The sequence below is a fragment of the Vibrio sp. VP6 genome (genome assembly GCF_028823755.1).
Lineage (GTDB): Bacteria > Pseudomonadota > Gammaproteobacteria > Enterobacterales > Vibrionaceae > Vibrio > Vibrio parahaemolyticus.
The window spans coordinates 68,023-83,272 of the sequence record NZ_JAPEID010000003.1 but is presented as its reverse complement, the minus strand read 5'-3'; the positions used below and the strand labels follow the sequence as shown (position 1 = coordinate 83,272).

At 44.6% G+C, this 15,250-nt stretch carries 16 protein-coding genes; 11 read left to right on the top strand and 5 right to left on the bottom strand.

All coding sequences use genetic code 11. The features are described from left to right. Window positions 1–83: 83 nt before the first annotated feature. The 4 genes from OU793_RS02875 to rplY all read left to right on the top strand — a co-directional run bounded on the left by OU793_RS02875 (window position 84) and on the right by rplY (window position 3,089). Complete coding sequence (locus OU793_RS02875) at window positions 84–509, top strand: PepSY domain-containing protein (protein ID WP_005495629.1); 426 nt, start codon at window positions 84–86, stop codon at window positions 507–509. Window positions 510–527: 18 nt separating this feature from the next. After that, on the top strand, window positions 528–1,187 hold the full coding sequence (locus tag OU793_RS02870; protein ID WP_005478918.1) for a response regulator transcription factor: 660 nt from the start codon (window positions 528–530) through the stop codon (window positions 1,185–1,187). Next, window positions 1,177–2,526, top strand: coding sequence for an ATP-binding protein (locus OU793_RS02865; protein WP_047724581.1), 1,350 nt, complete (start codon window positions 1,177–1,179; stop codon window positions 2,524–2,526). The genes OU793_RS02870 and OU793_RS02865 overlap by 11 nt, the downstream gene beginning before the upstream one ends. Before the next feature lie 284 nt (window positions 2,527–2,810). After that, window positions 2,811–3,089 carry a 50S ribosomal protein L25 gene (rplY, locus tag OU793_RS02860; RefSeq protein WP_005378066.1) on the top strand — a complete coding sequence of 93 codons (279 nt, stop codon included), beginning with the start codon at window positions 2,811–2,813 and terminating at the stop codon, window positions 3,087–3,089. A gap of 140 nt (window positions 3,090–3,229) precedes the next feature. Here rplY and OU793_RS02855 read toward each other — a convergent pair whose 3' ends face one another. Together OU793_RS02855 and OU793_RS02850 are read right to left on the bottom strand one after the other, a co-directional pair. Beyond that, window positions 3,230–3,745: a GNAT family N-acetyltransferase gene (locus OU793_RS02855; protein WP_159404143.1), complete on the bottom strand. Its 516-nt coding sequence runs from the start codon at window positions 3,743–3,745 to the stop codon at window positions 3,230–3,232. An 11-nt stretch (window positions 3,746–3,756) separates the two neighbouring features. Continuing rightward, the gene (locus OU793_RS02850; RefSeq protein WP_140103928.1) at window positions 3,757–4,464 is read right to left on the bottom strand and encodes a GNAT family N-acetyltransferase; all 708 of its coding nucleotides are present in this window, start codon (window positions 4,462–4,464) and stop codon (window positions 3,757–3,759) included. 349 nt (window positions 4,465–4,813) lie between these two features. Here OU793_RS02850 and ushA point away from each other — a divergent pair, with 349 nt between their 5' ends. Then, a complete protein-coding gene (ushA, locus tag OU793_RS02845; protein ID WP_005495634.1) occupies window positions 4,814–6,529 on the top strand; it encodes a bifunctional UDP-sugar hydrolase/5'-nucleotidase UshA in 1,716 nt (571 codons plus the stop codon). 418 nt (window positions 6,530–6,947) lie between these two features. Continuing rightward, on the top strand, window positions 6,948–7,169 hold the full coding sequence (locus tag OU793_RS02840; RefSeq protein ID WP_005462330.1) for a hypothetical protein: 222 nt from the start codon (window positions 6,948–6,950) through the stop codon (window positions 7,167–7,169). Between the two features lie 132 nt (window positions 7,170–7,301). Here OU793_RS02840 and OU793_RS02835 read toward each other — a convergent pair whose 3' ends face one another. Then, window positions 7,302–7,550, bottom strand: coding sequence for a DUF1289 domain-containing protein (locus tag OU793_RS02835; protein ID WP_020840419.1), 249 nt, complete (start codon window positions 7,548–7,550; stop codon window positions 7,302–7,304). A gap of 189 nt (window positions 7,551–7,739) precedes the next feature. On the opposite strand from OU793_RS02835, the gene OU793_RS02830 reads away from it, so the two are divergent. Then, window positions 7,740–8,186: an META domain-containing protein gene (locus OU793_RS02830; protein WP_005486896.1), complete on the top strand. Its 447-nt coding sequence runs from the start codon at window positions 7,740–7,742 to the stop codon at window positions 8,184–8,186. 58 nt (window positions 8,187–8,244) lie between these two features. On the opposite strand, the gene OU793_RS02825 is transcribed toward OU793_RS02830, so the two are convergent. Both OU793_RS02825 and OU793_RS02820 read right to left on the bottom strand, forming a co-directional pair. After that, window positions 8,245–8,841 carry a response regulator transcription factor gene (locus tag OU793_RS02825; protein ID WP_025505126.1) on the bottom strand — a complete coding sequence of 199 codons (597 nt, stop codon included), beginning with the start codon at window positions 8,839–8,841 and terminating at the stop codon, window positions 8,245–8,247. Continuing rightward, the gene (locus OU793_RS02820) at window positions 8,831–10,519 is read right to left on the bottom strand and encodes a sensor histidine kinase (protein ID WP_140103840.1); all 1,689 of its coding nucleotides are present in this window, start codon (window positions 10,517–10,519) and stop codon (window positions 8,831–8,833) included. The genes OU793_RS02825 and OU793_RS02820 overlap by 11 nt, the downstream gene beginning before the upstream one ends. A 416-nt stretch (window positions 10,520–10,935) precedes the next feature. Here OU793_RS02820 and OU793_RS02815 point away from each other — a divergent pair, with 416 nt between their 5' ends. The 4 genes from OU793_RS02815 to OU793_RS02800 are packed head-to-tail and all read left to right on the top strand — an operon-like array spanning window position 10,936 to window position 15,223. After that, window positions 10,936–11,919 carry a sulfurtransferase gene (locus tag OU793_RS02815; RefSeq protein ID WP_140103841.1) on the top strand — a complete coding sequence of 328 codons (984 nt, stop codon included), beginning with the start codon at window positions 10,936–10,938 and terminating at the stop codon, window positions 11,917–11,919. Between the two features lie 21 nt (window positions 11,920–11,940). Then, window positions 11,941–13,737: an FAD-dependent oxidoreductase gene (locus OU793_RS02810; RefSeq protein WP_140103842.1), complete on the top strand. Its 1,797-nt coding sequence runs from the start codon at window positions 11,941–11,943 to the stop codon at window positions 13,735–13,737. Then, the gene (locus OU793_RS02805) at window positions 13,734–14,504 is read left to right on the top strand and encodes a (Fe-S)-binding protein (RefSeq protein ID WP_005478886.1); all 771 of its coding nucleotides are present in this window, start codon (window positions 13,734–13,736) and stop codon (window positions 14,502–14,504) included. The genes OU793_RS02810 and OU793_RS02805 overlap by 4 nt, the downstream gene beginning before the upstream one ends. 41 nt (window positions 14,505–14,545) lie before the next feature. Then, window positions 14,546–15,223, top strand: a complete 678-nt coding sequence (locus OU793_RS02800) for a TVP38/TMEM64 family protein (protein WP_005462335.1) — start codon at window positions 14,546–14,548, stop codon at window positions 15,221–15,223. Window positions 15,224–15,250: the final 27 nt, after the last annotated feature.

Genomic DNA, 15,250 nt, shown 5'->3' with positions numbered 1-15,250 from the left:
AACCGACAGTTCACACGATGATTCACTTTCTGTTCATGTACAGCTAGATATAATTTTGCCAACTCTTCAGAAAAGGTTTTGCTATGTATAAACCAGTGACCTCTCAAAATCTTGCGTTGTTTTTCAGCCTCGCCCCGATGCTGCTTTCTGCACCAAGCTTCGCGCAGCAAAATGATATTTACACCACGCAAAATGGCCACGCCATCGTGCAAGATGTCGAAAAGCCCGGCACACGTATCGAATTTGATGAAGACCAAGATGAGGTCTACCGCGCCGTACAAAAAGGCTACATTCGCCCTTTCTCTGAGCTTTACGCGGCCGTCGAAAATGACCTTTATGGTCGCATCATCAAAGTCGAGCTTGAAGAAGATGACAATGAATGGGTTTACGAACTGAAAATACTCTTCAACAATAGTGTGTTGAAGGTCGAATATGACGCTGCCACATTGGAAATGCTGGAAGTCAAAGGTCGAAACTTCAATAAAGCTTTAAAACCACCACAAAACTAAATAATAAGAAACGCTGCCATGAAAATACTTGTTGTCGAAGATGATCCTCGTCTAGGCGAGCAAATTATCGAAACGTTGGAAAATAACGGTTGGGTACCTGAGCTATCACAAGATGGCATTGACGCGCTCTACCGAGCGACATCCGAAGAATGGGACGCGATTGTACTCGACCTTGGTCTACCGAAACTCGATGGCTTGACCGTTTTAAAAGGCATTCGAGATGAAAACATCAACACTCCGGTCGTGATCCTAAGTGCGCGTGATACCTTAACTCAACGAGTAGAAGGCCTAAACGCAGGCGCCGATGATTACCTGACTAAACCGTTTGAAATGGTTGAGCTTATCGCTCGTCTTCGCGCCCAACTGCGCAGAGCATCTGGTAACGCTTCTCCGGTCATGCAAATAGGCGATTTAAGCCTAGATACCAGAACCTCAAAAGTGATGTGGCAAGGCCAAGCAGTGAGCCTAACAGCGCTGGAATATAAAGTAGTCGCTTACTTTATGCATAATCCTGAAAAAGTCATTTCACGTACGGAGCTTGTGGAGCACATTTACAAGCAAGACTTTGATCGTGACTCCAACACGATTGAAGTATTTATCGGTCGTATTCGTAAGAAAATCGCCCCAAAAATCATCAAAACCGTGCGTGGCTTAGGGTATCAACTGAATGCCGAATAAGAACAAACTGCCGCTGCATGCCTTAAAGCGCTTAAGTATCAAAAGCCGATTGGTGTTGGCGGCGGTTGTATGGCTCACCGCCATGATCCTTGCTGCGGGTGTCACCATTCCTACCCAAGTTTATAGCTATATGGTGGACGATACGCGCTCCCAACTGAGCATCTTTATGGATGAAATCGCCGCTCAATTGGAAGTCGATCATACAGGCCATCTTTCGTTAGCAGCTCAACTGTCGGATCCTCGCTTTAGTCGCCCGTACAGCGGCTTATATTGGAGTGCATCGACAGATACAAGCCTCGAACGCTCTCGCTCGTTGTGGGATAAAAGAATCGAGTATAAAGGACTCGATAAAGATGCGTATGGTGCAAGAGACGAAAAACTGATTACTCTGGAAAAAGCGCTATATCTACCCGACTACGATGGTCCAATTCATATCATCGTAGGTATCGACGAAGAGCCAATAAAAAGCACACTGCAAACCCTTATTGGTCAACTCTGGCTAATTCTAGGATTGTTGTTTGCTGGCGTTCTGACTGTCATTCTCTTGCAAATCGTTTGGTCATTGAGTCCACTAACTAAACTGCAAAAAGAGCTGGCAGAGCTCAAAGCTGGAAATAAAAAGAGTTTAGAAGAAACTTATCCGAAAGAGATTTCGCCGCTTATTTCTGACCTCAATGCTCTGCTTTTCCACTATCAGGAGTTACTGGAACGTGCGCGTAACCATGCGGGTAATTTATCACACGCACTCAAAACGCCGCTATCTGTGTTAAAAAATGAAGTACAAACGCTAGAGCCCAAAACGCAAGCACGCTTAAACGCCCCACTCGACCAGATTCAAGATCACATCGACTATCATTTAGGTCGCGCTCGAATGGCGGGTTCCATGAACATCCTTTCTGTCAAAGCCAATCCAGCAGAGCGAGTAGATGCTATCTCAATGGCGTTCGATAAAGTCTATGCCGAGCGAGACATCACCTTAGTTAATGAGCTTGATTCTGAGTTGAATGTTGCAGTCGAAAAAACCGACCTCGATGAAATGATCGGTAACTTGCTTGAAAATGGCTATAAATGGGCAAATAGCATGATTCGCGTCCACTCTACTCTGGATAAAGATAGTATCCACCTGATTATCGAAGACGATGGGCCTGGAATCCCTCAAGCGCAATTAGGCCAAGTCATCAAACGTGGTGTCAGATTAGACGAAACAACGCCAGGTTCTGGGCTCGGTTTAAATATTGTGAGTGAAATGGCGCACAGCTATCGAGGCCTACTGGCTTTAGAAAAGAGCAAAATGGGTGGTTTAAAAGCCACATTAACGTTGCACCGTAGCCGTACTTAAAACGAATCACTAAAGACTCTTTTTCATCGGTAAACGCTAATCAAACCGATGAAAATAGAAGCGATACGAGCATTTTTCACGCTAAGTGATGAAAACCATCAACTTCGGATCCGCCAAATGATGTGTTTTTATTGATTTAGATACGATTTGGGTTGCCCAATTCTAAGTGGAATGATAGTATCCGCGCTCGCTTGAACAGTTCCTGTTTCAAGCTTTACCACGAACAACAAGGTCGCATTGTTGATTGTGAACATTTGATTTTTACTAATTTGAGAGTAAATACTATGAAATTCGAAGCAGTAGTACGTACTGAACTAGGTAAAGGTGCGAGCCGCCGCCTACGTCACGCTGGCAAATTCCCTGCAGTTGTATACGGCGGTGAAGAAGCAGCAGTAGCTATCGTTCTTAACCACGACGACATCGTAAACCAAATGGACAAGCCTGAATTCTACGAAGGCATCGTTCTAGTTATCGATGGCAAAGAAGTTAAAGTTAAGCCACAAGACGTTCAACGTCACGCGTTCAAGCCAAAAGTTGAACACATGGACTTCATCCGTATCTAATTCCCTACCAAGGAATTAATCGGATTAAATCCAGACCTTTTGCATAAAAGATAATCGGATTTACCAACCGAGACATCTAAAAAATTTCAAAACCCCGGAGTCTTACCACCTCCGGGGTTTTACTATATATGGCATTTGATTTACGAACGGGCGATGTACTTCACTAAAGTGAGGTCAGTCAGCGTCATACTATCAATCACTTCGGATTCTTCTTCCCCGGTACGCACAAAACCACACTTCTTGTAAAAATTCAGCCCTTGCTTATTAGTGTTCAGTGCTTTCAGACTCATCTGCATTACTGGCGTAGAGAGTAGACGTGTTTCGAGCTCATCTAATAGCGCACTTCCTGCCCCTTGCCCATAATGTAACGGCGAGACATAACAACACGTTACCAACGCCGTTTTATCTTCACTGGTGTGGTTAGGCAACTCGTAACTTAAAAACCCGACGATTTCCCCTTGTTTCTCAACCACGATCAATTGAGCCAGTTGCTCCGTGATAACTCGTGTCCACATCCTTTCTCGGCGCTCAATGGTAAACTGCTCTATATAGCTTCGTGGCATTAACCCTTTGTACGCCACCTGCCACGAATCGACATGTATTTTAGCAATTTGAGCTGCTTCTTCTCTAACAGCATTCCTTACTGTGTATCCCATTACTTTCCTTTCTATTCATCCTGAGTAAATACGCGCAATCGGTTATAAGCTTCAAATCCCAAAGATTCGCACAACTTAATCGAAGGTGTATTTTCCATATTTACTCGGTATCTCACTTTACGATCTCGCGTTTTAACCTCCGCCACTAAGTGTGAAAGCAAGCGCTTACCGTACCCTTTTTCTCTCGCTTTAGGGCTAACCAGTAACGATAACGACTCAAATGGCTCCTTTCCTTCGTAGCAATATGACGCTAATGCCGCAACCAATTTACCCTCTTCTAAAATGCCATAGAAGAAGTGGCTATCGAGCTCGAAATCGGCTTTCTCAATATCTTCTGCGCTGTTACTACGTAAAAATGCGTCAAGCAACTCATTGTCAGATTCAATATTCAAAGTGAAAACATCAGCATCTTTATTGAAGGTATTATCATTAAATAAATGATAGTCGACGTCGTCATATTCGCAGAATAATTGCAGGTTATTTAATTTTCTCTCTAGCTCACTCGGCTGAAAATGTTTAATTTTATGCCAGAGATTTTCCGGACAGGATAAAAGAGTAAACGCATCAGATTGGAATAAATAAACAGCGGTGTGTTCGGAAAACCTTTTCCAAAATTGGGAGTCATAGTAATAACCGTTGTACGGTTTTTGACTGAGTTCAAACTGATTGCGCCAAGAGCAATCGATTTCTGCTGTTTTCGCAGATGATTTTATAAGCATCCCTACCTCTCTACCTTTGCAGTAGAAAATTATAACTATTTGTTTCGTAGGAACTTAGAAAAACATGAATTTGGCAAAATAATAACCAAACTTAGCGTCATACCTCACCAAAATGCGTATTGATTCACATAAACAACACGCATTCAATTAACTGCCTCACAAAAAATAGCTTAAGCCACATAAAATAAATGCTAAATACCAATTCTGTTTATTTATAGACGTAGTTTGCATGCTTATTAATTCGTATCTTCGATAGAAGTATAAATAAGAGATAGATCACTAAACTTTCACATTAATTCCGTATATTTCACGCCGTAACAATAACAAAATCACAAAGAAAGGATCCCTTATGAAGTTTTCCAAATCTCTATTGGTAGTGGCAGTGGGCGCTGCGCTAGCAGGATGCGGCTCAGACAGCGACAATTCACCAGTAACCTGTGAGACTGCAGATTCTTGTACTAAATTCACCGTTCTACACACTAACGACAACCATGGCCGCTTTTGGGAAAACAGCAAAGGCGAATACGGCATGGCTGCACGCAAAACTTTGATCGACTCTATTCGTGCAGAAGTGGAATCAAGCGGTGGCGAAACCATTCTATTGTCTGGCGGTGATATCAACACAGGTGTTCCTGAGTCAGACATGCAAGATGCAGAACCGGACTTCATAGGGATGAACCTGCTTGGTTACGACGCAATGGCTGTCGGTAACCACGAGTTTGATAACGCTTTAGATGTTTTGAACAAGCAGATCCAATGGGCTGACTTCCCTATGCTCGCTGCAAACATCTACAAGAAAGACACCGATGGTAAAGTAACCGACGAACGTTACTTCGCGCCTTACAAAGTCTTCACGATTAACGGACTTAAAGTTGCGGTTGTTGGCCTAACAACAAAAGATACAGCGAAACTGGTAAACCCAAGTAACGTTGCTGATATCTACTTCGAAGATCCTCAAGTTGAAATCAAAAAAGTACTTAAGGAAATCGAAGCAAACGAAACTGTCGATCTAGTTTTTGCAACAACACACATGGGTCACTACCAAGATGGTAACCATGGTAGCGAAGCACCAGGTGACGTTTTATTAGCGCGTTCTCTTGAAGAAGGCCAACTAGATGCAATTATTGGTGGCCACTCACAAAACCCAGTATGTATGGAGCCGGGTACTAACGAATACGCAGACTTCAAACCAGGTGACGAGTGTGCTCCAGACCAACAAAATGGCACATACATCATGCAAGCGCATGAGTGGGGTAAATATGTTGGTCGTGCAGACTTCGAATACTACGATGGCAAACTGCACCTAGCAAACTACGCTTTGATTCCAGTAAACCTAAAGGCAAAAGATGCGAACGGTGACTACCAATTCATCGCTGAAGAAATCAAGCCAGATGCTGTAGTTAAGCAAATTCTTCGTACTTACCAAGAGCAAGGTCAAGATCTGCTTGACGTTAAAGTATCTTCTACGGATGGCAAACTTGAAGGCGACCGCGGTGTAGTTCGCTCACAGCAAACGAACCTTGGCCACCTACTAGGTGAAGCGTACCGTACATACGAGCTAGTGAAAGCAGACTTTGGTGTGATGAACTCCGGTGGTGTTCGTGATTCAATCCAAGCTGGCGATATCACTTACCGTGATGTACTAACAGTACAACCATTTGGTAACTTCGTAACAAAAGCGACCATGACAGGTAAAGAAGTAAAAGAATACCTAGACGTCGTTGCTACGAAATCTGCGGGTTCTGGTGCTTACGCTCAACTAGACAACATCACTCTAGATGTAGATTGTGATGCTGGCTCAGTAACTATTACTGACATTAACGGTAAAGGCTTCAACCTAGACGCAACTTACACGTTCGCTGTAATTAGCTTCAGCGCTGCAGGCGGTGATGACTACCCAGTTATCCAAGTTGAATCAACTCAAATGACAGACGCATCAGTACTGCGTGAGTTCTTCGTAAACAACCCGCAAATCTCGGCGGATAGCTACAACAAGAACCTAGACAACATCAAGTACTTCAGCAATAGCCAAGCAGTGAAAGGCTGTCCTGCAACTGGTAGCTAATACTCTACACCTTACGCTCTGACTAGAATGGTTCTATCGAATCAATCCGTCAGAGCTCCTAAATCAAAACCGAAGCTTTGTGCTTCGGTTTTTTATTTTCGATAAATTGCTGATAATTCTCCACCTTCACAATCTGTTCAAAAATTGTTCATTTGTGTTGTTGACGCCCCTGTGCTGGGCTTCTATGTTTGATAAGGTCTTTCAAATATGCAGGCTCATCGGCTAAATTTCGCGAGACATTTTTATTCGCATAGTCAATGATTCTGAGAAAGATGTGAATGGCGTTACAAACACTGCTCTCAAACAATTTGTCTTTGGACTTCAAACGATGGTGATGCGCCTCCACGCGCACGCCAATGAGCAGCGATCTGGACGTCAATGTTTTCAAACTGCTGCCATCGAGTTCTGGAGGTCAAAAATGAAACGAGCCAGCAATAGCTACAGACTCCAAATGATCAAAGAAGTGGTCATCCGCCGAGAACGTGAAGCATGTACCGACCCTATGGCAAGGTACATTCACCAGTTAATGGATGAGCTTCCAACAAGCAAATTAGAGGTTGAGCTCAACCATCGATTTGCAGGAAATCACTTTGACGAACAAGCGGGAGGCTGGGTTAGCGACCGTTGGTCGATGAAATAACGCCAATTACCGATTTATAGGGAAAAATGGATAGGAGATTCCCGGTTCTTAAAGGATACCTTGCCGGGCCGGGAATATGTAAAAAGCAGAAACAAGAACGATGGCGTGTCCGCACCTTAATTAGAAATGCTTCTAAAACAAATCTTGTTGAGGTGATGAATTATCTTGAAGCTGTTCTGGCTTCGTCTTCCCTGCCAACATCTTTCTTCTGTATCTTTGACGACACAACTTAATAACGTGCAACTGCTGAGCGGGGGTTAAGTTCAGCCAATTAAACCGCTCCTCTCTTTTTCTCATACACCCCTTGCAATACCCTTTTTCATCGGAGGTACATACTCCAACACAAGGGCTTGGGACAGTGAAAAATTCCAGTTGCTCCATACTATAAACGCTCTTTCCATGTTAGGGCGTGTTTGCCTAGTTTAAATAACTAAACGAGAAGATTACTCACCGACAAAATCTGTTATACACTTCGTTATGTCAAAAACATACGAAACCATAACCGTATGCTGACAAAAACAGTGTTTTATTACTTATACTTACCGCGTTTCTAAAAACGGAGTCTATAAAATGAAGCTTAGCCTAAAAACGTTAGTTACAGCAATCTCTCTCCCTGTTCTTATGACTGCTTGTGCTAGCAACGGTGATGATGTGAAAGAAATTACGGCTCAAGATTTACAGCACCACAACTGGGAACTTGTTCAAGTTGATGGTAAAAATATCGTTCTAGACGAAAACCAAAAAGCGGCTCGCCTAGAAATCGGTGAAAACCTAACAGCAAACGGCAATGCGGGTTGTAACAACTTCTTCGGTCAAGCTGAGCTGAAAAACAACCAACTACGCATCGAAAAAATGGGCATGACCATGAAGATGTGTATGGAAGATCAAATGAAGATCGAAAATGCAATGACACAAACACTATCTAACTGGAGTGACATCACTCTAACTAAAGATGGTCTTGTTCTGAAAAATGCCGATCATGAATTGACGTTTACTCTACGTGACTGGGTAAACTAATCCCAAGTCAGTAAACAAAACCATTTTTAAAAGCAGCCAACTGGCTGCTTTTTTATACCTAAATTACGTGCCCTACTTTATGAATCAATGCCGCTAAACTTTCTACTTCCAACTTCTTCATTACATTGGAACGATGTACTTCTATAGTACGAAGCGAAACACACAGTTGGTTAGCCATATCCTGATTTTTCATCCCTTTAACCACCAGAATCAGTACTTCTTTTTCTCTTCTAGTAAGGCTTTGAAGAGTTAGTTTTGCACTTTGTTTTTCTTGGTTTTTTAGTGAACATTCCATAGCATTATCGATTGCCGCCACTAAAGCATTACCGTCCACAGGCTTTTGAAAAAAGTCCAACGCGCCTTCTTTTAAGGCCTCGACTGCCATTGGAATATCACCATGCCCAGTCAGATATATAACGCTGATTGGACTGCATTGATTACGCATTAGCAGGTGAAGCTCCTGCCCACGCATTTCTGGCATTCGGCTATCCAACAATACACATCCAGCTTGATGCAGATTCACTCTCTGTAAGAAATCTTGCCCGCTTGAATAGACATCGACGCTATAACCATAACTTTCTAACATAAAGGCCATTGATTCTAAAACGGGCACTTCATCGTCAACGATATAAAGTGGGCAAAGATTACGACTCATTCTGAGCTTCCTGATATGGTAAAACGATAGTCACTTGACACCCAGATGGGTCAATTGACCTAAAATTGATGGAACCTTGGTGCGCTTCAATCACATCGCGACAAATAGCAAGACCTAGCCCTAGACCATTTTCCTTCGTGGTATAAAAAGGCTGATCAAGAGGGGTATTTTGCTCTTCGATCCCGACCCCGTTATCCATGACATCAATGATGACAACGTCATCACAAAAGCTGATATGGAGATCAACAAACAACTCTTTTTGCGAAGTCGAATGAGCAAGACAGGCATCTTTGGCGTTATTAAGCACATTAATGATCACCTGTTGCAATCCAGTCACATCCGCATAAACGTTTTGTACCTCGCCAGAATACATCACACCTAGTTGGATATTGTGACGTTGGAACTCATAATCCACCAACTTCATTGCATCATTGATGACGGCAGGTAAGTCAACCCAGCTTTTTTCGATTGGCGTCCGGTGAATCAAACTACGTAAACGCTGCACTATGTCACTCGCAGACGTCACTTGTTGTTGAATTTTCTCTATTATCGGCAACATTTCCTCGGGTGTAGTGCCTTGCTCCATCCGCATCTTTGCACCTTGACTGTAGTTTTTAATCGCAGCCAATGGTTGATTAATTTCATGTGCGATACTGCTGCCTAATTCTCCCACAATCGTAATACGTTGAGCATGTTCCAACATGCTACTCTTGCGACGTAAATCATTGAGGGTAGCTTTCAACTTTTCTCTACTACGTTTGAACGTCCACTCTAGCCAAAAGTGATAGATAGTCAGTAACACCAATGTTAGCAGCGCTGCGATAGCGACTGCTTGGTTTTTATGTAGCCACTCTTGAACCTTTTGCGCCCAAGGTTTCTGTAAGGGATGTAAGTCCAAATGCTTGTAGACTTTATCTACGTTAACGCTAGGCGCAGGTAGCGTCCAACCCACATTGTTGGCAGCAATAGCGGCTGAATGATCTGCAGGCATTGCAAACAGGGTTTGTGCGACCTTTTGCCCAACATCTACCGGAGCACGCTCCGTCATGGCCATGGTCCAATTTGGGTACAGAGGAGTACTAACTGCGCAAACCGAATCAGCAGGTCTTCTTTCGTTGAGCACTCGCAAATTATGCAGCTCTATCTTGCCTTCGGCCGCCATGTTTTCCAGCGTACAAGCAGGAACAATTGCAACATCAATTTGGTCGTCGATCACATCGAGAATCAACTGATCGGTCGGTGGGCCAGTAAAGTGGATTGTTTCAAAGAACGATGAGTTGAAATACCCAAGTTTGTCGAGCTCATAACGTAGAGCAAGAAAACCACCAAACGCCTTTTCTGATACAGCAGCGATACTGGCTTCATTGATGTCTCTCAGTGTTTTAAAAGGCGATTCTTCACGCACAACAACGACTGATGCTATCGACTTGTTCGGCACATTGCTGTAAGCCGTTTTCTGCGTTGCTAGCCAGTTAATAGGGTACTCACGAGCAAGCTTAGTTGCCTGTCCTGGGCTCGTTAATATGAAATCCAACCAACCATGTAAAAAGGCTTCTTCTAGTTGGTCAAAATCGTAAGTATGTAAGTTGAATTCATAGTTAGGGTTTTGTTCTTCCAACCATGTCATTGTGGGTTGCCAAGATACTTTAGCGTGAGAATGCCCTCTCAAAGCCAGCACACCTACATCAAATGTTGTCCTATCAGACAGATGTTCTGCTTTGACTTGAGAAATACAGGTAAAACAAACAAATACAATAGAATAAAGGAATTTCTGAAAATAATTTTTAGTCACTTAATAAAGCACAACGACAGCGTATTGGTTTCGCATTTTAGCACCGTTCCCCTCTCTAACTTTGTTGCTTTAGATCAATCCCACATCATTATTGTGGGAAACCACAATACCACCTAACTATTGATTTCCTCAGAATGCCTTACCCACAAAGGGGTAGAACGCATTTCCGCTTATTTTAAGCCATGAACACCAAAAATGATTAAGAAACATTCATGCCTGTACTCCCCCTTCAAAAGCATTCTATCTGTCGAAACATCAAGGATTCGGCAGCAAAACTTTAAATTAAAATACGGAAGCAACTCATGAAAAAATCGACAATTGCGTTGGGTGTGTTGGCCGCTGTCGCAGCGGTTGGCTACTCAGCTTACAATACGATGTTCTCAGCTGAGGCTGTAATAGTGGATGCTGCTGCTCAAGAGCAGAAGTTCACACAATACGCTCACCCAGAACACTTCATTTCTGCACAACAACTGAAATCGCTGATGGATGGTGACAAAGACGTGGTTGTGATCGGTGCGCTAAACCCTATCAAACCAGATAGTCCTATTTCTGGTTCTTACACTATGTGGCGTAACGATTACTCAGCGACTGAAGACGCCTACGACTTCGGCGGTATGAGTAATAGCACAGAAGAAATGGAAACAATCCTAGGCAGCTTCGGCGCAACAACAGACAGCACAATCGTCGTCTACGCTGCGGGCTCACACCACGATGCTGCGCGTCTTTACTGGCAAATCCATAACCTTGGCCATCAAGATGTTCGTTACCTTGACGGGGGCTTGAACGCTTGGATGGGCGCTGGCTACCCATCAGGTTCTGCAAACCAAAGCGTTGCAGCGGTTGAATACAACGCACCTAACACACAACAAGAGAACAATGCCCTAGCAACGCTAGACATGGTTATCGCAGCGCAAAACAACCCTGATTGGGTGATCCTAGATACTCGCGGCAACGACGAGTTCAACGGTGAAGTTGCGGTTTCTGGCGCATACGGTCCGGGCACTATCCCAAGCAGTGTTCACATTAACTGGACCAAAGCGTTGAACGAAGACACAACGCTGAAATCAGCAGAAGAACTGCAAGCCCTTTACGGCGACATCATCAAAGGCAAGAAAGTTATCGCTTACTGCCAGTCTGGTGTTCGCTCTGCCCACACCACCATGATTCTTACTGAAGTACTAGGTGCAGAAGGCGTTTACAACTACGACGGCTCATGGATCGAGTACAGCCATGCTCACTACGAGCAGAAGAATCCTGAAGTGAACGTTATCAACGGCAAGAGCTAATCAACACGGAAACCGCAGTTAATGAACAATGTAATTTTTAGCCAAAAGCTATACGACACCGCGCAAATGATTGTCGATGGCTGTATGGGTGATGCCAATCCGGCATGTCAAACCGCATGTCCAATGCACACAGACGTAAAACAGTACGTTCGCATGGCTGGTGAAGGGAATTTCCAAGGCGCTTTGGATCTGATCCGCAGCAAATTGTTCCTTCCTCAAACTCTTGGTCGTATTTGTGCCCACCCTTGTGAAGCGTCTTGCCGTCGTAACACAGAGTTCGGTCAACCAATCAGCGTAGCGGGCATCAAACGCTTCGTCGCAGAAAAACTGGATAACCAAGATCACTGGGACCTTAACATTGCGCCCCTAACCAACAAGCACATCGCGATCGTGGGTGCAGGCCCTGCTGGTGCGCAAGCGGCTATTGAGCTTCGTCGTCAAGGCCACGAAGTAACGATTTACGAAAAGCTAGACGTTTACGGCGGCATGATGCGTGTGGGTATCCCTGAATACCGTCTACCACGCGATGTTATCGATTTCGAATACAGCTACCTAGCGATGCTGGGTATCAAAACTCAGTTTGGCGTTGAGATCGGCAAAGACATTAGCTTCGACACTCTACGTAGCGAACATGATGCTGTGATTCTGGCTCACGGTGCACACGTCGGTTCGATCATCCCTCTGCCGGGTCATGACAACGATGGCGTGTTCTCTGCGGTTGAATACCTAAAAGAGATTTCTGAAACTCGCCAATTTCCACGTGCAGGTAAACGCGTAATGGTTGTCGGCGGTGGTGACGTTGCAATGGACTGTGCACGCTCTTCATGGCGTATTGGTGCAAGCGACGTTTACCAATGTTCACTTGAGAGTATTGAAAACCTGCCAGCAAGCCAAGTCGAAATCGACGAGTCACTAGAAGAAGGCGTCGAGTTCAACGCAGGTTGGGGCCCAGTTGCTATCGAACACTTGAACGGCAAAGTAACCGGCATCACTATCAAGAAAGTCCTGTCTATCTTTGATGAGCAAGGCAACTTTGCACCTCAGTACAGCGAAGAAAGCAAAACCATCTCTGTAGACACCATCGTTTTTGCAACCGGTCAAATCGTGGCAGACATTACTGACGGTGCACTAGAGCAAACTCGCGGTGGTCGTTACGTGGTCGATAAACAAACACTAGCATCGAGCCTAGAAGACGTCTTCGTAGCCGGTGACGCGTGTGGCGGTAACATCGTGATTGAAGCGATGGCATTAGGTCGTAAAGCCGCAATGAGTGTTGAGCGTTTCCTAACGACTCGCCTACTAACTGAAGACCGCGACTTCGAGCAAGAATACAGCTACTCATCTCGCCTAGACGTACCACTACCAAAAGGTACGGTAGATACCCCTCGCCTACACGGTGAATTGCGTGATGCTGAAGAGCGTAAACAAGACTTTGCACAAGTGGATGTAGGCTTTACTGAAGAACAAATCAAACAAGAAGCATCTCGCTGTCTGCAATGTAGCTGCAAGCTATGTATGACCGAGTGCATCATGATGAACGACTTCAGTGACTGTCCAAAGACCATCTTCTCTGACTTCGTGCACAACAAGTCGATGGATCCATTGCTGGCTTACTCATGTAACGCCTGTGACCAGTGCACCATCGTGTGTCCGAAAGACTTCCCGATGAAGGAAATGTTCCTAGGCGCACGTACTGACTTTGTTAAGGCAAACAATGGTGAATCACCAATGCCGGGGCATAAAGCGATCAATATGCACCAGAAACTGGGCTTCTCAAAAATCTTCACTATGGCAAAACGAGCGGTATCGACAAAATGAGTAATAAAGTATTTATGCCAGGATGCAGTTTGCCATCCTACTCACCAGAAGGCGTAGCGGCCATTGCGAGCTACCTAAAAGAAGTATTCCCAGAAATGGGCGCAGTACAGAAATGCTGTGGCAAACCGACCGCGGCTATCGGCCAAACAGAGAAATTCAAAGAACGCTACGGCCAGCTTCAAGCAGACTTCGACAAGCTAGATGCACAAGAAGTCATCGTGGCGTGCCAAAGCTGCTACGGCATGATCAAGAAGTCTGGCGGCACACAAAAGCCGGTTTCATTATGGAAACTGCTTCCAGAAATCGGTTTGCCAGAAGCGCTACGCGGCAAAGCAAAAAACAGTGACGTGGTGTTTACCATTCATGATTCTTGTTCGACTCGCTACGAGAAAGAACTGCAAGACGGTATTCGTTGGATCTTAAACGAACTTGGTTACAAAACCTCTGAACCAGAACACACACGTGAAAACACGCGCTGTTGTGGTTTCGGCGGCATGGTTGTACCTGCAAACCCAGACGTGGCAACACGCGTAATCAAGCGCCGTGTTGAAGAGTTCGAGACAGACTACGTCGTGGTTTATTGCTCAGCTTGTCGTGCATCCATGATGGGGGTTGGTACGAAATCTTGGCACATTCTGGATCTAATGTTCGGCCCTGTGATCATGCAAGGCGATGAACCGCCAGTCAACGTACTCGCTAGCCCTGTGAAAGCTTGGTTCAACCGCTACAAATCAAAAGCGGGTCTGATCAAGTGTATGTCTGTATAGCTATCTCTTTTTAATTATTAGGTTTAAGTGAAGTTGAACTTATGAAATTCGTAAAAATCGCTCTTATTGTCGCTGTTGTAGCTATTGCTCTGTTCGCGGCTAAACAAACTGGCATTCTTGAAATCATCACAGACATCAAGAGCCTACAAGATTGGATCGCCAGCTTTGGTGTGTGGGGCTACGCCGTATTCGTAGCAGCATTCGTGTTTGCGTGTGTTTTCCTACTACCGGGCAGCGCGTTCACCATTGTGGCAGGTATCGTATTTGGCCCTATCAAAGGCGGTATCTTAGCGCTGTTTTCTGCAACGCTTGGCGCAGTAGCGGCATTCATCGTGGCGCGCTTCCTGCTTCGCAACACCATCATGAAAAAGTTTGGCGATAACCCAATCTTCAAGAAAATCGATGACGGTGTAGCAGCAAACGGTACAAGCTTCTTAATTCTGACTCGTCTTGTGCCTGTATTCCCTTTCAGCCTACAAAACTACGCTTACGGTCTAACCAGCCTAAACCTAGGCACTTACGCACTGGTTTCTCTACTGACAATGGCACCAGGCGCATTCATCTTCGCTTACATGGCGGGGGATATTGCGACAAACGGCGTGTCTGTGATGTTGCTAGTGAAGTTTGCGGTTGCGGGTCTTGTGCTGTTTGGTATGTCTCTGATTCCAAAATACATCGCGAAGAAAAAAGGCATCAACATGGAAGAATTAGCGAAGTAGTCCGGTCTATCCAACATTGATGCTAAA